Here is a 22,408-nt window from a genome sequence, read left to right as displayed (position 1 = left end):
CACTTCTGACAGCTTTTCATCTTTTGGCATCAAACCTGTCTTAAGTCGGGCTTTCTTTTGACAGCTTCACTGTGTTTTAACCCAAACCTGTTTTAAGTTGAGCTTTCTTTTGACAGCTTTGCTGCGTTTGATGCCAAACCTGTCTTAAGTCGGGCTTTCTTTTGACAGCTTTGCTGTGTTTGAAGCCAAACCTGTCTGAAGTTGGGCTTTCTTTTGACAGCTTTGCTGCATTTGGTGCCAAACCTGTCTTAAGTTCGGCTTTCTTTTGACAGCTTTGCTCCGTTTGATGCCAAAGCTGTCTTAAGTCGGGCTTTCTTTTGACAGCTTTGCTCCATTTGATGCCAAACCTGTCTTAAGTTCGGCTTTCTTTTGACAGCTTTGCTCCATTTGATGCCAAACCTGTCTTAAGTTGCTCCTTCTTTTGACAGCTTTGCTGCGTTTGATGCCAAACCTGTCTTAAGTCGGGCTTTCTTTTGACAGCTTTGCTCCATTTGATGCCAAACCTGTCTTAAGTCGGGCTTTCTTCTGACAGCTTTGCTCCGTTTGATGCCAAACCTGTCTTAAGTTCGGCTTTCTTTTGACAGCTTTGCTCCGTTTGACACCAAACCTGTATTAAGTTACCTCTTCTTTTGACAGCTTTTCCTCTTTCCATTACCAACCTGCCAGAACCTAAAGTGCTTAACCTTCGAATATGATGAAAGAAAGCCATCCAAGACTATGCAAGGATGGCTTGTTGCTATTCTAGTATATATGGGTGGTCCATTACGTTATAGTCCACGTCTTTATGTTTGATTTCGTTTCCTTCTTTGAAGACGGATTCGAAAAAGCGGGATGCGGGTTCTGCTAGCTCTTTGTAGTATTCGCTGAACAATGCGGCAGCGTGGCTTCCGAGCCATTTTTCCGGCAAAAGCTCCTCAGGAAGGCCCGGGTCGAAGAAGAGGAACTTCCTGTATTCATGGACCAGCTTCGTGCGTTCGACGAAGCATTCTGCGTCAGACATGCTGCCCTTCTGGATTTTGTTTTTATCAATGATGTATTTCTGGCTGTACTCACTGATAAATTCCTGGTACTTCGCATTGATCTCCTTCAGGTCCCAGCTTTTTTCGACTAGGCGCAGATTTTCATGCGGCCCTTTGTACTCAGCAACAAAGAAATCAACATATTGCTCGATTTCGTATTTCTCGATCAGATCCCTGACTTGTCTTTCGAGATTATTGGCTGAAATCCAGAAACTGTTCGACATCGAACCGAATCCGCTCCAAATCAGTTCTTTACGCAGCTCGTCACGAACATTGCGGATTTCCTCAGGAATCGTGTACATAAGGATTCTCCATTTTCCGTCCCATTCCTCTGGCTTCAATTTAAAGATACGCTTGCCTGCCTCGTCGATCCTTTTTTGGCCGCGAGGAGTCAGAGAATAATAACTCTTGTTGCCAATCTTTTCGGCCTGTACCCAGCCTTGCTTGTTCATGCGGGAAATCGCCGCTCTCACCGATTGGTCATTGTGGCCAAATTCATTCAGCAGCCGAATCAGGCTGCCAATCCAAATCTTACTCCCATAATGGGAGATATAGTCACCGTATAAGGTAAAAATCATTGATCTAGTATTCAAGCTTATGTCATCCTCGTCCGTTTTTATTGTACGTAATAAAACCGTTATAGAACATTTTACAGTATAATCATTATTTTGCAAAAACTTTTTACTCAAAAAGCGAAAAAACCATAGGGATTTCTCCCTATGGATTATTGAGCAGTAAAAACAGGCTTGCGTTTTTCACTGAAGGCATTCAGTGCTTCAACACGGTCCTTGGTTGGAATCGTTACTTCATAAGCTTTGGACTCAATTGCCAGACCAGTCTGCAGGTCGGTGCTGCTGCCATGCTGGATGGCATACTTCGCCTGCCTTACTGCAATCGGTGCATTCTGGAGGATTTCTCCGGCTAGTTCCTTGCTGGCTCTGATAACATTCTCTTTTGATTCCACAGCAGTAAGAATCCCGAGTTCAAAAGCTTTCTCAGCAGAAATTTTTCTAGCTGTAAAAATCAACTCCTTCGCTTTCATCTCACCAATCAGCCTTGAAAGGCGCTGTGTTCCCCCTGCCCCCGGAATGATTCCCCAGCTAACTTCCGTCATCCCCATTAAGGCACTGTCTGCGGCAATTTTAAAATCGCAGGCAAGCATCAATTCGAAGCCGCCGCCAAAGGCAAAGCCGTTAACTGCAGCAATCGTTGGATGCGGAAGTTCAGCGATTGCACTGAATACATCACGAATCTTCTTCACATTCCGTCGCACTTCTTCCTCAGTAAGATGCTTCCTTTCCTTCAAGTCCGCTCCTGCGCTGAAGGCTTTCTCGCCTGCACCGGTAAAAATGACCACTCGGACGTCGCTATCTGTATGCAGACTGTCTACTAAATCCCCGAGTTCCCGAAGAGTCTCATAATTGAAGCAGTTCAGTGATTCTGGGCGGTCGATCGTCACATATGCAATATGCTGCTCTTTCTGGAATTTTATGTTGTCCATCTATTTCTCTCCTATATTCTCGATAATTGTGGCGATTCCCTGGCCTACACCGACACACATAGTCGCAAGTCCGTATTTGGAATCCCGCTTTTTCATTTCATATAAAAGGGTTGTCAATATCCGGGCACCACTTGCACCAAGCGGATGGCCGAATGCTATTGCTCCTCCATTTACATTTACCTTGGATTGGTCAAGTTCCAGCTCCTGGATGCATCCTAGGGACTGGGCAGCGAACGCCTCATTCAATTCAATCAGGTCCATATCCCTTACGGTTAAATTGGCCCGCTTCAAAGCCTTTTGGACCGCATAAACAGGACCCATCCCCATGATCGAAGGCTCCAACCCAGCTGTCGCTGACACAATATATTTAGCCAGCGGCTTCAATCCAAGTTCTTCTGCTTTCTCACGACTCATCAATAACAAAGCCGATGCACCGTCATTCACACCAGATGCATTGCCCGCAGTGACCGTCCCATCCATGAATAAAGGCTTCAACTTTGCCAGTTTTTCAACCTTCGTTCCGGGCCGTGGATGTTCGTCACGGTCAATTACCGTCTTGTTTCCCTTTTTATCTTCATAAACAACTGGAACGATTTCGTTTTCAAATCGCCCGGCTTCAATCGCATTTTGTGCACGCAGCTGGCTTTCTGCAGCAAATTCGTCCTGTGCTTCCCTTGAGATGCCATACTTTTTCGCGACATTCTCTGCTGTCTCTGGCATGCTGTCTGTTCCATACATTTCCTTCAGTTTGCTATTGACGAAACGCCAGCCAATGGTCGTGTCGAACATCTCCATATTGCCACGTGGAAAATCCTTTTCCGGCTTCGCCATCACGAATGGCGCCCTTGTCATGCTTTCCGTCCCGCCGGCAATGAAGATGTCACCTTCTCCTGCTAAAATTGCTCTGGCCGCATAGTTGACTGCATCCAGGCCGGACCCGCATAATCGGTTGATGGTGGTCCCAGCAACCTCTACAGGCAGTCCCGCCAAAAGTCCGGACATTCTTGCGACATTCCGGTTATCTTCGCCTGCCTGGTTCGCATTGCCCAGAACTACTTCTTCAATTTCAGCTGCAGGCACGCCAGGATTGCGTTCGACCAATGCTTTGATGACAATTGCCCCTAAATCATCCGGACGGATTTGACGGAGGCTGCCGTTGTATCTTCCAATAGGTGTCCTGACTGCATCGACAATTACAACTTCTCTCATTGCCATCCCCCTTATTTCGTGGTAACTGACTCTCTATAATCGTACACACCGCGCCCGGTCTTCCTGCCAAGGCGGCCTGCTTTTACATATTGCTCTAGCAATGGAGCCGGGCGGTATTTTTCACCGAGCTTCTCATGCAGGTATTTCAAATTGTTCAGACGAGTATCAAGACCTACCAGATCACCCAATTCGAACGGGCCCATCGGGTAATTCAACCCTAGCTTGATGGCTTTGTCGATATCTTCTGGAGAGCCCAATCCTTCTTGTAGCATGTAAAATGCCTCATTGCCAACAAGCGCGCTGATCCGGCTTGTGACAAAGCCAGGAAATTCATTGATGATGACAGTTTCCTTGCCCATTTGGATTGCAGCATTCTGGATTGCTTCTGCTGTTTCATCGCTCGTTTCAAGACCACGAATAATCTCAACAAGCGGCATTTTATGCACCGGGTTAAAGAAATGCATCGCAATGACCTTTTCAGGTCGCTTCGTAAAAGAAGCAATTTCTGTCGGGCTCATAGTCGAAGTATTAGACGCAAACAAGCAATGTTCTGGCGCGTGCTGGTCAATCACTTCAAAGATCGTTTTCTTGATATCGATCTTTTCAGGTACTGCCTCGATAATCAAATCCGCATCCCTCACGTTCTCGGCAAGGAAGTTTGAATATTTTAACCTTGCCTTGGCAGTTTCTGCATCGTCTATCGTTACTTTACCTCGAGCAATCCCTTTTTCAAATATGCTGTTGATTTCTTGTTCGGCGTTAAGAAGCTGTTTTTCTTCCACATCAATCAGTACGGTCTCGAATCCGCCTATGCAGCTGACGTATGCGATGCCTCTGCCCATAACGCCAGAACCGATTACGACGAGTTTCTTCATTATATACTCCTCCTGATCATAAAAATTGAAAGGCGAGCACCCGGATCATAGAGTGCTCGCCTCGTGATTAGACGTTAAACGGATTTAGCGGGCGGCTGCCGTAGTAAGAGACGATACTCTTTGTTTCTGTATATAAGTCCAGTGTTTCGATGCAAAGTTCGCGGCCGAACCCGGATTGTTTGTAGCCGCCGAACGGTGTGCCAGGGAAAGCGGAGAACGGGCAGTTTACCATGACGATACCTGCCTGGATTTGCTTTGATACCCTTGTTGCACGGCCGTAGTCCTTTGTCCAGATCGCAGATCCAAGTCCATATTCACTGTCATTTGCCAGTTTGACTGCTTCCTTTTCATCCTTGAATTTCATGACCACGACAACTGGCCCGAAGATTTCTTCGTTCACAGCTTTCATGCTGTGATCTGTTTCAGCGATGATGGTAGGCTCATACCAGTAGCCATTTTCATAGCCTTCAAGACTCGCAGCCTTACCGCCTGTCAGAACTTGTGCTCCATCTTCGACCGCGGATTTCACATAGCCGTCGATTACATTCATTTGCTCCTGGCTGATGACAGCACCAACATGCGTTTCTTTATCAAATGGATTGCCAAGCTTAAGCTGCTTTGTTTTTGCGACGAATTTCTCCATGAACTCATCGTATACATCCTCATGTACATACAAACGAGAACGCGCTTCACATGATTGTCCTGTATTGTAGAAGATCCCGAAAAGAGAACCTGCTACGGCAGCATCCACATCCGCATCTTCAAAAACGATGCTCGGTGACTTTCCGCCAAGTTCAAGGGTCACGCGCTTTAACGTTTGGGAAGCTCTCGCCATGATATCCTTACCGATAGGCGTGGATCCTGTGAACGCAACTTTGTCGACTTTTTCATGTTCAACTAGATAGTTGCCCACAACAGAACCTGAACCAGGAATGACATTCACTACGCCTTCCGGAACGCCTGCTTCAATACAAATCTCACCAAGGACAATGGCAGTCAGCGGTGTTAATGAAGCTGGTTTAACTACAACGGAGCAGCCAACTGCGATCGCTGGGGCGATTTTCCACGCTGCCATCATCATTGGATAGTTCCAAGGAATGATTTGGGCACAAACGCCGACAGGTTCTTTTTCGGTGATATTCTGGAATGCACCAGGCATGCTGTTTACTGCACCGCGGTGGCTGACGATGGCACCTGCGTAAAATTCAAAGTCCTCAATCGCCTGCATTACTTGTCCCTGCGCTGCAGCGAGTGATTTACCTGTATCAAGAATCTCCAACTCTACTAGCTCATTGAACCTGGACCGCATAATTGAAGCGATTTTATTCAGTGTGCGAGAGCGCTTGTTCACAGGGAAATGACGCCACTTTCCGAAGTCGAACGCATTTCTCGCCGCCTGGACTGCAAGTTCTGCATCTTCCTTTGATGCCTTGGCCACAGTTGCAACTTCCGCGCCTGTCGCTGGATTGTAGACTTTGTACGTTTCACCATTTACGCTGTCCTGGCGAACTCCATTGATGATCAATTGATATGTCTCGCGTTTTACTGCCATTGCTTCGAATTTTTGCTCTTTTACTGTTGTCACGCTTAACATCTCCTTTAAGTAGATTGAATACTTTCCTTATTCACCTTTGAATACGGGTTTTCTTTTTTCCATGAATGCCTGGACGCCTTCCTTATGGTCGGCAGATTGCCCTGCAATTCTCTGGCTCTGGGCATCTCTTTCCAGAAATTCCTCAATACTTGAATCCCAGCTCGCCTTCAAGTTCCTCTTGATCAGGCCGATTGCCTTCGTTGGCATATTGGCCAGTCTTTCTGCAAATGAAGCGACATGGTCGTTCCAGTTGTCCAATGAATAGACTTCCGTAACAAGACCAAGATCCTTTGCCTTATCTGCCGGTATTTTCTCCCCAAATACAGCAAGCTCCATCGCTTTTGCATGGCCGATAAGCCGTGGAAGATAATACAGATTGCCGGCATCAGGCACAAGGCCGACATGGATAAACGCTTCTACAAAACTAGCTTTTTCAGAAGCAATCCGGAAATCACAGGCGAGCGCAAGGCTCATCCCGGCTCCTGCCGCCACACCATTGACAGCTGCTATCACAGGCTTTTCACAACGGTTTAGCTCCATCAGCATTGGATTATAGCGTTTGCGAAGCACCTCACCGTGGTCCATCTCATCGGATACACCAGCCAGGTCCTCCCCGGAGCAAAAAGCTCTGCCTGCACCTGTGATCACCAGTGCTCTTACTTCTTTATCGCGGGATGCAGACTTGATTGCACTCTGGATTTCCTTGTTCAACTGCTGAGTGAAGGCATTCAATTTATCAGGACGGTTCAGGGTGATGTAGGCTACCTGATTCCGCACTTCATATAAAACGGTTTCAAACACAGATATGTACCCCCTTATTTCCCTTTAAAATCTGGCTTTCGTTTTTCTTTGAAAGCCCTCATGCCTTCCTTCTGATCTTCTGTCGCAAAAAGCATATAGAAGTTCTTGCGCTCATATTGCATGCCTTCATATAAAGGGTAATCGACCGCTTTAAGTACAGACTCCTTGATCAGCCTGACGGCAATTGGCGCCTGTTTTGCGATTGTATGCGCAAACTTCAGGGTTTCTTCCATCAATACTTCCTCTGCAAAAGTTGAATTGATGATTCCATAATGCAAGGCTTCCTTTGCGGTAATACGCTTGCCGCTAAGAATCCATTCCATTGCCTTCGTTTTCCCGACGAGCTTTGTCAGTCTCTGGGTACCGCCTGCTCCCGGCATCACGCCAAGGTTGACTTCTGGAAACCCAAACTCTGCAGTCTCAGCAGCGAACAGCATATCGCAGCATAGTGCCAATTCAAAAGCACCTCCAAGCGCGAACCCGTGCACAGCCCCGATGACCGGTTTCTTGATCCAGGCAAGCCGGTCCCAGTCGGTGAACTGATTCAACGTTTCCATGCTGATGGCATTCGCGTCCATCATTTCATCGATATCTGCGCCTGCAGCGAATGCCCTTCCTTTTCCGGCGAGGACAATGACCTTCACCGCGGGATCATTGTCGTATGCTTCCATAGCAGAAAGAACTTCAGAAACCATTTGCCTGTTCAGGGCATTCAAGACTTTCGGGCGGTTCAGCTCGATTAATCCGATTTGTCCTTTTACAGTCGTTTCGATCATTTCAAAGTTTTTATTCATTCACTTCTTCACCGATCATCATCGTGACCAGATCACCCGCAAAACTCATAACATCCTTTCCAGAAGCTTTGCCTTCAGCAGATTTCATCCCAGCTTTTAATGCTTCATGGTCGTCATAGTACATTTCACACATTAAATAGTATTTGCCCTCTCCACCCATTGGGCTGCCGACGATGCGAGTCACTTCCATTTTGCGAAGTCCTGGGATTTTTGCAGTCAGTGGAGCGTGTGTTTCAAAATAGTGCTTGTCAAATGCCTCTTTATCCTGTGGATGCTTATAAATCGCGATTAGTTTTACCATTAAAAATCTCTCCCTTTTCTTTTCAAATTTTTATAGACCAAATAGAATATATGCTTTGCTTCTTGAAGCTATTAATCAATTGATATGGCACCAGAGTTTCTTTTTTCGACTTTGGCGTCACATCAAAGTTGATACAGGTTTCATTGCTTCGAATGGGTTTTTGCATGATTTGCAGTATAGGATGCTGCGGCAGGCAGTCGGGCCAAAAAGGTTTTCCATTGTCGTATAGGTGGATCCACAGTAAGGGCAATCAGCTTGCCACTCGCCCGTTTCCTCAATATGCCTTGGCGGCGGTGCGATGCCAAATTCCTTTAGCTTTTCCCTGCCTAGCTCAGTCACCCGGTCTGAAGTCCAAGGAGGATGGAAAATGAATTTCACTTCGACGTTTTCCACTCCTTCAACGCTCGATACCGTATTGATCACATTGTTTTTAATAATATCAAGTGCCGGACAGCCCATGAAGGTCGGCAATAGCTTTATCAAGACTTTGTCTGTTTGGATTTCCAGCTCCTCAAGCATGCCGAGCTCGACAATCGATACACTGTCGATTTCAGGGTCTTTGACAGCTTGCAAGGCTTCAATGACTTTATCTCTTAGCATCAAGCATCACCAGCTCGCTGCCGGATCGAAGCTATAGACCTCGCCCAAAGTATCCAAAGCAGCCTGCAAATCAGCTGTATGCTCGCCATTTCGCCCATTTCCGCTTTTCATTCCGAATTGATCCGGCATCTTGAGACCCAGGCTTTCAAAAACAGGTGACATCATTTGAATCCATCTCGTCCTTAAATCTTCCTCTGAATCTATCAAATGGTGTTTTGTGAACTCTTCGGCCTGATCACCCATGGAGAACAGTCCTTCTAGTTCATCAAACACTTTTGCTATCGCTTCTTCCATCCTCGGCCTTGCCTCTCCACCGGCACTCACTAGCTGGGAGAACCATGTCTTCCAGTGCAATAGATGGTAGTAAAGTTCCATATTGACTTTGACTGCTGCCTCCGCCAATGGCTGGTAGGATGAATTCTTCAGTGATTCAATCTTCACTTTCTTGGCCTGGGCGTAAAAATAGTTCCTTACTACCGCCAATGCCCAGTCATAATGCGGTTCAGTCAAATACGTACCCGGTCCGTTCACTTTTTCTAGTAAAATCGCATTCTTTCGTTCTTCTGATGGCCTTGCATGGGCAAGCTGATCTGCATCCCCAGCTCCCAGGTCGCTTAGAAGCTGATAGAACATCGCCGCGTGGCCCATTGTATCCTGGCTGATTGAGGAAAAAGCGACGTCTTCTTCAATATGAGGGGCAAGCCCAAGCCATTCTGAACCTCGGTAGGCAATCATGAAATCATCATCTGCGAGCTGGAACAGGAGCTCAACTGCAGCGTCACGAAGGGCTTCATTTTTCAACGCATCTTCTAGTTCATATTTCATTTCTCCTGCTTCCCTCCCCATGACAAGATCTCTTTTTCATCAAGCATTTCCTGCTCGTAATGGCGCCATTTCTTTTTCAAATAGCCGTAGCCTTTCGTATTCCTGTAATCCTTATTATCAAGCCTCTGCAATGTTTGCCTCTCTTCAAGCGACATCTTTCTGACATCATCGCGCTTGACGACCCAAATATCGGCAACTGGCTCCCGTCTCATGAAATTTTCCTGGGCCATCACAAGGGCCAGCTCATGGTTCGGTGCCAGCAATGAGAACTGGTACTGCATCGGGGAAGTTGCCGTCCTCTTGCTGAAGACTTCGAATTCCTGGTAAAATCCACTCCCAGACATGATCCTCTCTCCTTTCCGGTGATATTCCTGGACTGTTACTATAACGTTTTCTAGTTGTTTTAAGCTTTACCGCTTAATGCGTCGATGACCCACTTGTTATTACTGTAGGAGATTTCCCTCAGCCTTAAACGATCCTTTGATTTCGGACCATTATTCTTGATGATTTGTTTGAACTTGCTCCAATCTGGCTGCTTGTATTGCCACATGCCTGACTCCTGGTCAAAATGCATCGTCTCATCTGGCAGCTTCAAGCCAAGTGACAGGACTCTTGGAATATATTTTGTAAAAAAGTCCTGGCGGAGCTCCTCATTCGTTTTCGTTCTGATCCTGTATTTAATGGTTGTATCCTGTTTGGAAGTTCCTGTAGTAGACGCATCCGCCGGTCCGAAGAACATGAGAAGCGCTTCCCACCATCTGTCGATTGAATCCTGGATCATCGCTTTTTGTTCATCGGTTCCTTCGGCAAGCGCCATGATGATCGCCTCACCATGCTGGGCGTGGAAAACCTCCTCGGCACAAATTCGCTTCAGCGCTCTTGCATACGGACCGTAGGAAGCATCAAGCATATTCGTTTGGGAGATGATGGCGGCGCCATCGACAAGCCAGCCAATCAACCCCGCATCTCCCCACGTTTTAGCTTCCATGTGGAAGACATTGTGGAATTTCAAGTCGCCGGAAAGCAAATCATGAATGATGTTCTCGCGTGATTTCCCGAGCGGTTTCATCAAATCCTCGGCTACCCTTAACAAAAGTTGGCCGTGGCCCATTTCATCCTGCACCTTGGCCATGATCCCAAGCTTTCTTTTCAAGGAAGGGGCTTTCGGCACCCATTCCTTTTCAGGGAGCGCGCCCATTATCTCACTGATGCCGTGCATGGATATCAGCTTGATCAGTGTCATTCGATAGTCATCCGGCATCCAATCTTCTGCTTCAATCTTATCGCCAGCTTCGATCCGCTTCATGAAGTGCTCATATTTCGCCTCTTCAGTCAGCTGATCGAATGAAATTGTGTTTTCCATGCTGCTTTCCTCCTTAAGTTTTAAGTTCCAATCGGTTCTTTCGTTTTATCAACAATCCGGACTGCCTTTCCCTCAGAACGGGGGATTGTTTTTGGTCGATGCACACGCACTTCCATCGAGATCAGACACTGACTTCTAAGCAATGACTGTATCCTCTTCTCCAGCTGGTAAACAGAATCAGAAATCGGATCCGCCCCGATCATCGTGAAATACTCCTCATTCATCTCAACATGCAATTCCAGGACCTTTAATGTTCGCTTCTGTAAAATTTGAATTTGGTAATGCGGCGCAAGTTCAGGTACTGCCAGCAAGCAATGTTCAATCTGAGAAGGGAAGACATTGACTCCATTGATGATCAGCATGTCATCAATACGTCCTTTGACTCGTGACATCCTTACTGTCGTTCTTCCACAGCTGCATTTTTCCTTCGTTATGGAAGCGATGTCTCCAGTCCGGTAGCGGATGACCGGAAACGCTTCCTTTGTCAGGCTGGTAAAAACCAGTTCGCCTTCTTCCCCATCAGGAACAGGTTTCAGAGTATCAGGGTTAATGACTTCCACATAAAAATGATCCTCAGCAACATGGAGTCCTGCCTGTGCTTCATGGCATTCATTAGCGACACCTGGCCCGATCACTTCACTCAGTCCATAAATATCGCATGCCTTTATTCCGAGCTTCTCTTCTAGCGTTTTTCTCATTTCTTCAGACCAAGGTTCAGCTCCGAAGATACCGTACTTAAGGGAAGTGTCGCGCGGGTCCTTGCCCATTTCCTCCATCGTTTCAGCAATATTCAGGATATAAGAAGGTGTCCCGCAAATGACTTGCGGTTTAAAATCTTCTATTAACATGATTTGTCTTTGGGTATTACCACCTGAAACAGGCACTGTCACCATTCCCAGTTTTTCACTACCGTAATGCAGGCCCAATCCACCGGTAAAAAGTCCATAACCATAAGCGTTTTGAAGGAAATTGCCTGGTTCACCACCACCAAGTGCAATTGACCTGGCGACAATCTCTCCCCACATATCAATATCATTTTGTGTATAGCCAACCACCGTCGGCTTCCCGCTCGTTCCAGATGAGGCGTGCACCCTGACCAATTCACTTTGCGGAACTGCGAACAACCCAAAAGGATAGTGATTACGCAAATCCTGCTTCTCGGTGAAAGGAAGCGCTTCCAAATCTATCAGACTATTTAGCATTTCAGGAGAAAAATTCGCGTCCTCAAATTTCTTCTTGTAGAACGGCACCCTATTAGCGATTTTCTCAACTACTGTCTTGAGTCTTTGGAGCTGAATTTCTTCAATGACCTCACGACTGCTCGTTTCGATTTCATGTAAAATCAAGATTTCGCCCCCTGTATTACATAAAATTTTATTTATATAACGTTATATAATCGTAACACAATAAAAGTGTTATATATTTTAAAACAAAGATAACGTGTAAATAGGAAAAAGTCAATTATTTTTCTGAAAATTTTAATATTTGACGACAGTTTCTTTACCAGAGGATTGGGAGAAAAACGTAATTTCAGCAATTTACGCAGTGGTTGTGGAAATATCGTCTTAATTTCGAGGTGATTCGTATGGGATTCATAAAAAGCAGAATGATTACTGGCAGCCGATTATTGCCATTTCTTATGCAAAAAAATGACCACCTGACAGAGTCAGGAGGCCATTCTTTTCTATTAATACATGCTCATGTATTGTTCGCGTTCCCATGGGTGAACTTGAGTTCTGAACATATCCCATTCGATTTCTTTCGCTTCGATGAAGTGTTCTAGGATGTGATCGCCGAGTGCAGCGCTGATGACTTCGTTCTTTTTCAGCTGGTCAAGGGCTGCTGCCAATGTTGGCGGCAGATCGTCGATTCCTTCTTCTACGCGCTCTTCCTTGTTCATCACGTAGATGTTGCGGTCTACTGATGCTGGAGGAGTCATTTTGTTCTTGATTCCGTCAAGACCTGCTGCAAGCAATACTGCCATTGCAAGGTATGGGTTTGCTGCTGGGTCAACACTGCGGACCTCAACTCGTGTACTCATTCCGCGAGATGCAGGAATACGGATCAATGGTGAACGATTTTTGGCAGACCATGCAACATAGCAAGGTGCTTCATAGCCAGGTACTAGACGCTTATATGAGTTTACAGTTGGGTTTGTTACAGCTGTAAATCCAGAAGCATGCTTCAGTGTTCCTGCGATGAACTGGTAAGCAGTTTCGCTTAACTCTAGTTTTTTATCAGAAGGATCAAAGAATGAGTTCTCGCCGTTGCGGAACAATGACATATTGCAGTGCATTCCGGATCCGTTCACTCCGAACAATGGTTTCGGCATGAATGTTGCGTGAAGGCCGTGTTTGCGAGCGATTGTTTTAACAACTAGCTTGAAAGTCTGGATCTGGTCACAAGCTGTCAAAGCATCTGCATATTTGAAGTCGATTTCGTGCTGTCCAGGAGCAACCTCATGGTGTGATGCTTCAATTTCAAAGCCCATCTCTTCAAGCTCAAGCACGATATCACGGCGGCAGTTTTCACCAAGGTCAGTAGGCGCAAGGTCAAAATATCCACCGTTATCATTCAATTCAAGTGTTGGTTCGCCATTTACATCAAGCTTGAAGAGGAAGAATTCCGGTTCTGGCCCAAGATTGAAGTTAGTGAAGCCCAACTCTTCCATTTCCTTCAGGATTCGCTTCAGGTTACCGCGCGGGTCACCAGCAAATGGTGTACCATCAGCATTATTGATATCACAAATCAAACGTGCAACCTTACCTTTTTCAGCTGTCCAAGGGAAGACCACCCATGTATCCAAGTCAGGAATCAGGTACATATCAGATTCTTCGATACGAACGAAACCTTCAATTGAAGATCCGTCGAACATCATTTTGTTATCAAGAGCTTTTTCAAGCTGGCTGATTGGAATCTCTACGTTCTTGATTGTTCCTAAAATGTCTGTGAACTGCAGACGGATGAATTTTACATTTTCTTCTTTTGATAAACGAATAATGTCTTCTCTAGTGAACTTTTTTGCCATCCCAATTTCCTCCTAAAATTTTCAACAAATGAATTAATAGTTTTTAAATCCTTAATGGAAAAATCTCGACATGTCGCCGCGGTCAGTGGACCTATTGAAACGACCTGCCTGGAGAAGCTCTTTCCTGAGCAGTTTTCTCAACTCAGAATCAGAAAGATCTCTTCTCGTTTTTTCAGCCTGTTTTTTCTCAGCGGCACTTAGTTTTGCCTGTTGTTGAACATTGAAAACCTTCTTGATGCCTGCCATATTGACTCCCTGGTCAATCAAGTCTTTGATCTCTAGGAGCTTGTCGATATCATTTAAGGAAAAGAGGCGTTTATTGCCCTCTGTTCTTGCCGGAGAAATCAATTCATGCTCTTCATAGTACCGAATTTGCCTTGCGGTTAGATCTGTCAGCTGCATGACAATTCCAATACTAAAGAGCGGCATATTCCGGCGAATTTCACTTCCGCCCATATGATTTCTCCTCCTCCCTTTTAAGATAATCTTATTATATTCAATGTAAGGAATCCTGTCAAATATATGTTAGATTATCTAACATGAAATTTCATAAAAAAAGAACAGGACTTATTTAGCAAGCGTCCTGTTGTATATTTACCTATTTTAAAAGTATTAAACCTTTTTCAATTAAAGAATCGAGAGCTATGCACACGGCCATTTTCACATGTGAATACGTTAAGCCTCCTTGTACATATGCAACATACGGCGGCCTGATCGGTCCATCAGCCGTCAATTCAATGCTAGCTCCCTGGACGAATGTACCAGCAGCCATGATTACTTCATCTTCATATCCCGGCATGTAAGCGGGGTGTGCGGTTACGTGAGAATTGATTGGGGATGCATATTGAATTGCCTGGCAAAAAGCAACCATCTTTTCACGGTCGTCGAATTGGACTGCCTGGATAAGATCAGTTCTTTCCGCGTCCCATTCAGGCATTGAATTCATTCCTAAACGATCCAGCATCGCGGCTGTGAAAACTGCCCCCTTCAAAGCCTGCGCCACAATATGCGGTGCCATGAAAAACCCCTGGTACATTTCCTGTAATGAATAAAGTGAAGCACCGGCTTCGGCACCGATACCAGGAGATGTCATCCGGTAAGAACATGACTCGACAAACTCTTCCTTGCCAACAATATATCCGCCTGTCTTGGCAATACCGCCGCCTGGATTTTTAATCAAGGATCCAGCCATCAGATCAGCGCCAACATGGCATGGTTCCAGCTCTTCGACAAACTCACCATAGCAGTTATCAACAAAGACAACGACATCGGATTTGATTTCCTTTACGAACTTCACCATTTCACCAATTTGCGCCACAGTGAATGAAGGTCGTGTCGCATACCCTTTCGAACGCTGGATGCCGATCATTTTCGTTTCAGGCTTGATGGCCTTCTCTACTGCACCCCAATTGATTTCTCCAGTTTCCGTTAGATGGACGGAATCATAGGAGATTCCGAATTCCTTCAATGATCCGTTTCCGGTTCCCCGTATCCCGACAATCTCTTCCAGAGTGTCATATGGTTTCCCAGTGATATATAGCAGCTCATCACCAGGCCGAAGGATGCCAAATAACGAAATCGAAATCGCATGAGTTCCTGAAATGATTTGAGGGCGAACCAGCCCAGCTTCAGCACCAAACACCTCGGCATAAATTTTTTCGAGCGTCTCCCTGCCCGCATCGTCGTATCCATAACCAGTCGTCGGAATGAAATGAGAATCACTCACTCGATGCTTCTGGAAACTTTGCAATACCCTGAACTGATTTGAATCAATCCGTCCGTCTATTTTTTTGTGGATATCAGCAATCTGCTGCTCAATTTCGCTGACAAGCGGCTGCAGCATTTGCCCATTTTTCAAGTGTGTAAACATGTTGCTCTCCTATCTTGTATAAGTATCAAATTATATCGAGAACCGCTTCAGCTGGCCGGTAATCTGATGATCAGCTAAAGAATAGCCCTTGCAGACATAGCCTTGCTTTTCTTCGTCAAATGCAAGCTCACGAAGAATGGTTTCATTTTTCAATTGTGCCAGGAGTTTCCCTTCATCTGACGGCACGAGTACATGGAAAGGTTCCATCATTCCAATGATTGACTGTTCAATTTTTACAAGCAAGTTCTTGCGGTCTTCCTCATTGTACGCACTAATAAAAGCCGTCTCATTTTTTGCGTTTGGCACAAAATCCTGGTGTGCGATGTCGCGTTTATTGTAAACGGTAACCTGTGGGATTTGGTGGACTTCAAGGTCCTCCAGCAGTTTATTAACTGTTTGTTCATGTGAGTAGTAATCCTCATTGGACATATCCACTACATGCAAGAGCAAATCTGCTTCACGAACCTCTTCCAAAGTAGAGCGGAAAGCAGCAATCAAAGTCGTTGGCAAGTCCTGTATGAAACCAACCGTATCTGTTAATAGAGCCGTAAAGCCGCTTGGCAAGATCGCTTTCCTTGTCATTGGATCGAGGGTGGCAAACAACTGGTTTTCTTCAAAGGAGTCTGCCTCTGTCAACCGGTTAAACAGCGTTGATTTCCCTGCGTTCGTGTATCCGACAAGGGCAATTTGGAATGCCTTGTTTTTCTTCCGGCGCTCCCGGTAGCGGTCACGGTGCTGAACGATCACCGATAATTGCGTTTTAATATCGTCGATTCGTTTCCGGATGTGACGGCGATCGGACTCCAACTTTGTCTCCCCTGGTCCTCTCGTCCCGATCCCGGCACCAAGACGTGACATTTCAATCCCCTTGCCGCCAAGACGTGGCAGCAGGTACTGCAGCTGAGCAAGCTCTACCTGCAGCTTCCCTTCTTTTGACCGGGCTCTTTGAGCGAAAATATCAAGGATCAGCTGGGTACGATCTATGACTCTCGCCTTCAAACCGGCAGAAAGATTTCTGTTTTGGCTTGGAGACAGTTCATCATTGAATATGATTAATTCCGGCTCGAGCTCCTCTTCAAGTGCTTGAAGCTCTTCCACCTTCCCTTTGCCTATGTATGTAGCAGGATGAACCCTTGGCCGTTTTTGGACAACCTGCATCAGGACATTGCCCTTAGCCGTTTCCGTAAGTGATTCAAGTTCCTCCATTGAATATTGAAAACGAAGATCTTCCTCTTCAGCCGTCTGGCAGCCAACAAGAATCACTTTTTCAAATACGTTTTCTCGTTCCAAATAACACCCTTCTTTCCATATATATAGCTAAAGACATCATACCAAAATAACGCCAGAAACAAAAATTTTGAAAGCTGGGGAAAAAGTGGTTGTAAATTAGAATATACATGATAAAATCAATATGTTTTCATTTACCGTTTTAGTTTAAAGCATCAACTTAACACGAGGAGAAAAGCATGATGACATGGGAAGTACTCAGCATGATTGGAACAGTAGCATTCGCGATCAGCGGTGCGTTTATCGCAATGGAAGAAGAATATGATATTTTCGGTGTATATATATTAGGAATCGTGACAGCATTTGGGGGCGGTGCCATCCGAAACCTGCTTATTGGGGTACCGGTCTCAGCTTTATGGGAACAGGGTATATTCTTCAATTTAGCATTGTTGTCTATCACTATCGTTTTTTTATTTCCTAGCAATCTATTAAAACACTGGCAGCGTTGGGGCAACTTCTTTGACGCAATCGGGCTTGCGGCTTTTGCGATTCAAGGTGCCATTTATGCATCCAATATGGGCCATCCAATTAGCGCCATCATCGTGGCCGCTGTATTGACTGGAAGCGGCGGCGGCATAATCCGTGATCTCCTGGCAGGCAGAAAACCATTGGTGCTGAAGGCTGAAATTTATGCAGTATGGGCTGTTCTTGCCGGACTTGTCATCGGCCTTGGTATGGCTAATAAAGCTGTTGAACTTTACGGTCTATTTGCTGTCATCACAGCACTTCGCGTTCTGTCGTATACCTACAAATGGCACTTGCCAGTACGTAAACTCGGAGTCCACTAAAGAGAAAAAAGCAGAGCTGATCTTTTTTATGATCAACTCTGCTTTTTTATTTATATAATTTCTATATGATTTTCCTGCCCATTTGCCCGATTGCGTAGTGGATGCCATGCTGAAGTGTCTGGAAGCAATCAAACTTCGATAAATTAATGTTGGATTGAGTGATTTCAATCCCAAGATTCGATGAAATACCTACTAGGATTGTCTTTGTACCGATAATCCTTGCTGCTGAACCAATTTTTTCGATCAGGCTGACAGCATGCTGGCCGATTTCCTGGTCCATGCCTGTCAAATCCAGAACAAGATAGCTTGCTTTATAAGACGGCAGTCGATTCAGCGTATTTACAATTAGCTGATCTGCTCTGTCTTCCTCATATTTTCCGATCAAGGGAACGACGACGATACCCTCAAGAACTGGAATGATTGGGGAAGAAAGCTTATTGACCAGTTCCTTTAATTCCGCAGTTTTCCCTTCGACCAGTCCTTCCAGCTTCTTGATTTGTTCCGATTCTTTCTTACGTGCAAGCTGATGAATATTATCGGCGATAGTCACATCAGAAGGGAAATATTCAATTACGCTGTATTCATGCCCTTCTAGTTGATGCTGCTTGATTTCATACCAAATATTTGTTCCGAAAAGCGCCGTGAAAACTCCAGCATAATGAGCGGGCAGAAAGCTCCCGCCCTTTTTCTTGCCCTGGGCAACATTCACCTTATGCTCCCAGCTGTCCTTCATGAACGTCGTAAAAGTTTTTGTTTCAAAATTCAGATCCTTAATTAGCGTTAACCCCCAGCCGGCGGTTGCATATGTATTGGTGATCATATCAGCTGCTTCAGCAACACTGACTTCTTTCATTTTTTCAAAGTATTGGCCGACCACAAGTCCCTGGCGAAACCCAGTAGATTCGAAAACCAGGTTGGATGCCTCTTCACCAGAGATCTCTTCAATTGTATCGAAAAAGGTTTTCATTGCCGATGAAATCCAAAAAAGCACGGCATCATCGCCCTCGAACGTAAACTTCCCTGATTTGACATCCCATCCGAACTCATAACCTGCGATGTCATAATTATACTCATACCCCATATATTATAGCTCCTTTTTATCTATATAATTTTAAGCTTTTGCAATAATGAATAGTTTTCCCAAAATGAACCTAGGGAAGCCACCTTCATTTACCCTTTTTTCAATTCTCTTAAACTTGATTTCCAACTTCTCATAACCAGAATTGCCCCCACTTGATAATATAGGTTAGAACTACGGTAGATAGAGGGGAGGGGGCGGTGCAAAAAACGACCGAAACTCCAGAAAGACTTCTATGAGGAAGAGTTATAAGTCATGAGGAAGTTATTTGGCTGTAAATAAATAAGGATTCCAGTAAAACTGGAATCCCCTGTCATTATTTCAAGAAAGACATGACTGAATTAGGGTCGAACCCTAGTACCCAATTTCCATTTACGTTTGATTGAGGCACACCCATTTGGCCGGTTGCATTGACCAATCTCTGTGCGGCGATCGGGTCTTGCTGTACGTTCACTTCTTTATATGCTAACCCTTTATCGTCAAGAAAGTTCTTTAACATTGTGCAGTAAGGACAAGTGTTTGTGGTGTAAACTGTAATTTCGTTCATTCTGAATTCCCCCAATGAATAAAAATAAATACATGTACGGGTATAATAGAGAACTAAAAAAATAATGTCAACAAATCTGCTGACATTATTTCCCCTTGTTATCATCTGTAAAAACAAGGTCATTGCTGCGGAGTGTCATTAGTTCATGGCGATCATACTGATTCTGCATTAACAACCGCATGGCCTGTGCCCGGATCGATTTCTCTATCACGTTACGAACATAGCGGCCATTCGAGAAAGCCGCCGCCCCCAGTGTTGATTTTACATTTACGAGATGTTCCCGCAACTTACGTTCTGCCTCGTGGCTAAGGCTATATTCCCTGTCCTTCAGCATTCGCTGGCCAATTTCCATTAGCTGTTCTATTGAATAGTCAGGAAAATCAATCACGAGCGGGAACCTTGAATGAAGCCCCGGGTTTAGTGTTAAGAAAAATTCCATTTCTCTCGAATACCCGGCAAGGATCAAGATGAACTCATGCTGCTTATCCTCCATATGTTTAACGAGGGTATCGATCGCTTCCTTGCCGAAATCTTTTTCCCCTCCCCGGCCAAGCGAGTAAGCTTCATCAATGAAAAGGATGCCTCCCATTGCTTTTTTTATTAAATCGCGCGTTTTTTGCGCGGTATGGCCAATATACTCGCCAACAAGATCCGCTCTCTCCGCTTCGATCAAATGCCCCTTTGACAGGACATTCATCTTAAGGAAGAGCTTCCCGATAATCCTGGCGACCGTTGTCTTTCCTGTTCCCGGATTGCCCTTGAACATCATATGAAGAGCCTGTTTTCCAGCTTTCAGGCCCATTTCTTCCCGTTTCTTGTTCACATAGATCCAGGCATAAATCTCCTTGATCATCCTTTTCATTTCTTCCATGCCAACAAGTGCACCGAGCTCTTCTTCGATTTCTTTTAAAGCTGCATGCTCCTGCGGGATTGACTTTGGGACCAGCTGCGACTCGGGCAATTCCTTAGTCAAGGTTTTCCTTTGCTGTGCATTCAACACAATACTGATTTGTCCGTTGTTTTTCTTACGAAGCGGTTGGTCCAAAGATTTCACCTCTCATTCTGGAAACAGTATACGCATCATGGCTGCATGTGTGATATCCGCCAATAACATCTTCTATCTTGGCTTTATCTAACTATATTCTTAAAGGTTCACACTACGGGAGTAACTTGATTGTTCGACAAGCTCCGGCAGTTTATTTTGGTTTTGTCACAATATGCGGTTTCCCAAGAAATAAACTTCTATATTTATATGTATTCAAGAAGGTGGAAATTCATTTTTAAAATAAACAATTATCGCGGTAAAAGGAGCAAACGGTTGGAATGAGAAGCTTAAGAAGACCCGGGGTGCAGGACCCAAGCGTCACGAGGGGCTAGGCACGGAAACTGGATCAAGATACCCAAATAGAGTTATCCACACAAAAATACTTTTATCATACAAAGAAAAAACCCGCGCTCTGGCGGGTCTTCTTACTCGTTATTTAATTAAGCCTGAACATCGAAATCAATCTGTACATTCTTTTGCGGCGCGAAAGTCGAAATGGCATGCTTATAGACAAGCTGCTGTTTTCCTTCGGATTCAAACAGCACCGTAAAGTTATCAAAGCCTTTGATTTGGCCTCTCAATTGAAATCCATTCAATAAGAAGACGGTCACATTGATATTGTCCTTGCGGAGCTGGTTTAAATACTGGTCCTGAATATTCACTTGTTTCATGGGCGGATCCTCCTCTTTTATCTCTATTATTATGTATTCGCTTTTATCTCGAGCTTTCCTTCAATGAACTTGGAAATTTCGGCGAATTTTTTTTCATCGTCATTAGACTCTGACATATCAAACCATTCCACATTCATCTTGTTTCGAAACCATGTTAGCTGCCTTTTTGCATATCTGCGCGAATTTTGCTTTAAATTCTCGATTGCCTTTTCCAGAGGAACCTTGCCATCAAAGTAGTCATAAAGCTCTTTATATCCAATCGCCTGGATGGACTGGCAGTCTCTTAAGCCCTTCTCATAAAAGTACTTAACCTCATCTAGCAACCCCTGTTCCATCATTAAGTCGACGCGGTAATTGATTCGGTTGTATAGCATTTCCCGGTCCATTGTCAGTCCGATTAGTGCAATATCATACAAAAGTTCCGGTGATTGGTTTTCCTGCAGTTCGCTCGCAGTTTTGCCTGTACAGTGAATGATTTCCAGCGCTCTAATCACACGGCGGACATTATTAGGATGGATTCTTGATGCACTTTCGGGGTCGGCTTCTTGTAATTTTTCATGTAAAAATTCCTGACCTTCAGCCTCTGCTACTTGTTCCAAACTGTGCCTGAAAGCTGGGTCAGAGGGAGCATCCGTAAAATGATAATCAAAAATAACTGACTGGATGTATAACCCTGTACCGCCAACAATCATCGGCATTTTCCCGCGAGAGCTAATCTCATTGATTTTCTCCCGGACAAGCTCCTGAAATTCAGCCGTTGAAAAGCTTTCATCCGGTTCCTTGATATCAATTAAATGGTGGGCGATCCCCTCCATCTCTTGCACGGTGATCTTTGCGGTTCCTATATCCATCCCTTTGTAAATTTGCATGGAATCACCGCTTATGATTTCACCGTCGAATTTCTTCGCAAGCTCAATGCTTAGCTTCGTTTTGCCAACAGCAGTCGGCCCAATTAACACAATCAATTTCTGTTTTTGTTCCAAAAAATTTCACACTGCCTTTTCATATAGGGTGTCAGCTTTCTGACAACTTAAATTTATCTTACCATTAAATAGAAAGCAGTTGAACATCTATGCATTATACCCGTATTTTACAAATATTATTCTCTTATATCATCTTCTGAAAAAATTTTCCTCAACCTTTACAGTTAGATAACGATTCAGTAACAAACAAGCTTTCACCCCCAGATTCATGATAGTTTAGTAGAAGTCT

At 44.8% G+C, this 22,408-nt stretch carries 23 protein-coding genes; 1 reads left to right on the top strand and 22 read right to left on the bottom strand.

The window, feature by feature from the left end:
* Window positions 1–736 precede the first annotated feature (736 nt).
* The 17 genes from paaX to hflX form a co-directional block, all read right to left on the bottom strand.
* The gene (gene paaX / locus LGO15_RS09585; protein WP_167832925.1) at window positions 737–1,612 is read right to left on the bottom strand and encodes a phenylacetic acid degradation operon negative regulatory protein PaaX; all 876 of its coding nucleotides are present in this window, start codon (window positions 1,610–1,612) and stop codon (window positions 737–739) included.
* 131 nt (window positions 1,613–1,743) lie between these two features.
* Complete coding sequence (locus LGO15_RS09580; protein ID WP_226087415.1) at window positions 1,744–2,520, bottom strand: enoyl-CoA hydratase-related protein; 777 nt, start codon at window positions 2,518–2,520, stop codon at window positions 1,744–1,746.
* Window positions 2,521–3,729: a 3-oxoadipyl-CoA thiolase gene (gene pcaF, locus LGO15_RS09575; RefSeq protein ID WP_226087414.1), complete on the bottom strand. Its 1,209-nt coding sequence runs from the start codon at window positions 3,727–3,729 to the stop codon at window positions 2,521–2,523.
* An 11-nt stretch (window positions 3,730–3,740) separates the two neighbouring features.
* On the bottom strand, window positions 3,741–4,604 hold the full coding sequence (locus tag LGO15_RS09570) for a 3-hydroxyacyl-CoA dehydrogenase (RefSeq protein WP_413231380.1): 864 nt from the start codon (window positions 4,602–4,604) through the stop codon (window positions 3,741–3,743).
* Window positions 4,605–4,671: 67 nt separating this feature from the next.
* Complete coding sequence (locus tag LGO15_RS09565; protein ID WP_226087413.1) at window positions 4,672–6,189, bottom strand: aldehyde dehydrogenase family protein; 1,518 nt, start codon at window positions 6,187–6,189, stop codon at window positions 4,672–4,674.
* A gap of 36 nt (window positions 6,190–6,225) precedes the next feature.
* On the bottom strand, window positions 6,226–6,999 hold the full coding sequence (locus LGO15_RS09560) for an enoyl-CoA hydratase-related protein (protein WP_226087412.1): 774 nt from the start codon (window positions 6,997–6,999) through the stop codon (window positions 6,226–6,228).
* Between the two features lie 14 nt (window positions 7,000–7,013).
* The gene (locus LGO15_RS09555) at window positions 7,014–7,793 is read right to left on the bottom strand and encodes an enoyl-CoA hydratase-related protein (RefSeq protein ID WP_167832919.1); all 780 of its coding nucleotides are present in this window, start codon (window positions 7,791–7,793) and stop codon (window positions 7,014–7,016) included.
* A complete protein-coding gene (locus LGO15_RS09550) occupies window positions 7,786–8,094 on the bottom strand; it encodes an EthD family reductase (protein WP_041966625.1) in 309 nt (102 codons plus the stop codon). The genes LGO15_RS09555 and LGO15_RS09550 overlap by 8 nt, the downstream gene beginning before the upstream one ends.
* A gap of 117 nt (window positions 8,095–8,211) precedes the next feature.
* Window positions 8,212–8,694, bottom strand: coding sequence for a 1,2-phenylacetyl-CoA epoxidase subunit PaaD (gene paaD / locus LGO15_RS09545; protein WP_167832918.1), 483 nt, complete (start codon window positions 8,692–8,694; stop codon window positions 8,212–8,214).
* Between the two features lie 6 nt (window positions 8,695–8,700).
* Window positions 8,701–9,519 carry a 1,2-phenylacetyl-CoA epoxidase subunit PaaC gene (gene paaC / locus LGO15_RS09540; RefSeq protein ID WP_226087860.1) on the bottom strand — a complete coding sequence of 273 codons (819 nt, stop codon included), beginning with the start codon at window positions 9,517–9,519 and terminating at the stop codon, window positions 8,701–8,703.
* Window positions 9,516–9,863, bottom strand: a complete 348-nt coding sequence (gene paaB / locus LGO15_RS09535; RefSeq protein ID WP_226087411.1) for a 1,2-phenylacetyl-CoA epoxidase subunit PaaB — start codon at window positions 9,861–9,863, stop codon at window positions 9,516–9,518. Before paaB ends, paaC begins: the two co-directional genes overlap by 4 nt.
* Before the next feature lie 59 nt (window positions 9,864–9,922).
* Window positions 9,923–10,882, bottom strand: a complete 960-nt coding sequence (gene paaA, locus LGO15_RS09530; protein ID WP_226087410.1) for a 1,2-phenylacetyl-CoA epoxidase subunit PaaA — start codon at window positions 10,880–10,882, stop codon at window positions 9,923–9,925.
* A gap of 20 nt (window positions 10,883–10,902) precedes the next feature.
* Window positions 10,903–12,228 (bottom strand): phenylacetate--CoA ligase family protein, encoded by a 1,326-nt coding sequence (locus LGO15_RS09525; protein ID WP_226087409.1) that lies wholly within the window; start codon window positions 12,226–12,228, stop codon window positions 10,903–10,905.
* Window positions 12,229–12,569: 341 nt separating this feature from the next.
* Window positions 12,570–13,910, bottom strand: coding sequence for a type I glutamate--ammonia ligase (gene glnA / locus LGO15_RS09520; protein ID WP_167832913.1), 1,341 nt, complete (start codon window positions 13,908–13,910; stop codon window positions 12,570–12,572).
* Window positions 13,911–13,961: 51 nt separating this feature from the next.
* A complete protein-coding gene (locus LGO15_RS09515) occupies window positions 13,962–14,366 on the bottom strand; it encodes a MerR family transcriptional regulator (protein WP_167832912.1) in 405 nt (134 codons plus the stop codon).
* 142 nt (window positions 14,367–14,508) lie between these two features.
* Window positions 14,509–15,780 (bottom strand): methionine gamma-lyase family protein, encoded by a 1,272-nt coding sequence (locus tag LGO15_RS09510; protein WP_226087408.1) that lies wholly within the window; start codon window positions 15,778–15,780, stop codon window positions 14,509–14,511.
* Window positions 15,781–15,810: 30 nt separating this feature from the next.
* Window positions 15,811–17,070 (bottom strand): GTPase HflX, encoded by a 1,260-nt coding sequence (hflX, locus tag LGO15_RS09505; protein ID WP_167832910.1) that lies wholly within the window; start codon window positions 17,068–17,070, stop codon window positions 15,811–15,813.
* A 179-nt stretch (window positions 17,071–17,249) separates the two neighbouring features.
* Between hflX and LGO15_RS09500 the strand changes: the two genes are divergently transcribed.
* Window positions 17,250–17,855, top strand: coding sequence for a trimeric intracellular cation channel family protein (locus LGO15_RS09500; protein WP_167833066.1), 606 nt, complete (start codon window positions 17,250–17,252; stop codon window positions 17,853–17,855).
* 61 nt (window positions 17,856–17,916) lie between these two features.
* Here LGO15_RS09500 and LGO15_RS09495 read toward each other — a convergent pair whose 3' ends face one another.
* From LGO15_RS09495 to miaA, 5 genes are all read right to left on the bottom strand, one after another.
* On the bottom strand, window positions 17,917–18,936 hold the full coding sequence (locus LGO15_RS09495; protein WP_226087407.1) for an STAS domain-containing protein: 1,020 nt from the start codon (window positions 18,934–18,936) through the stop codon (window positions 17,917–17,919).
* A gap of 313 nt (window positions 18,937–19,249) precedes the next feature.
* Window positions 19,250–19,480, bottom strand: coding sequence for a glutaredoxin family protein (locus tag LGO15_RS09490; protein ID WP_226087406.1), 231 nt, complete (start codon window positions 19,478–19,480; stop codon window positions 19,250–19,252).
* 85 nt (window positions 19,481–19,565) lie between these two features.
* Window positions 19,566–20,525 (bottom strand): stage V sporulation protein K, encoded by a 960-nt coding sequence (spoVK, locus tag LGO15_RS09485; protein WP_167832907.1) that lies wholly within the window; start codon window positions 20,523–20,525, stop codon window positions 19,566–19,568.
* Between the two features lie 440 nt (window positions 20,526–20,965).
* Window positions 20,966–21,196 (bottom strand): RNA chaperone Hfq, encoded by a 231-nt coding sequence (gene hfq / locus LGO15_RS09480; RefSeq protein WP_167832906.1) that lies wholly within the window; start codon window positions 21,194–21,196, stop codon window positions 20,966–20,968.
* A 29-nt stretch (window positions 21,197–21,225) separates the two neighbouring features.
* The gene (miaA, locus tag LGO15_RS09475) at window positions 21,226–22,179 is read right to left on the bottom strand and encodes a tRNA (adenosine(37)-N6)-dimethylallyltransferase MiaA (RefSeq protein ID WP_226087405.1); all 954 of its coding nucleotides are present in this window, start codon (window positions 22,177–22,179) and stop codon (window positions 21,226–21,228) included.
* Window positions 22,180–22,408: the final 229 nt, after the last annotated feature.

The organism is Mesobacillus sp. S13 (assembly GCF_020422885.1).
In the GTDB taxonomy this organism is placed as follows: Bacteria; Bacillota; Bacilli; order Bacillales; family Cytobacillaceae; genus Mesobacillus; species Mesobacillus selenatarsenatis_A.
This window is presented reverse-complemented; position numbering and strand designations above follow the sequence as displayed.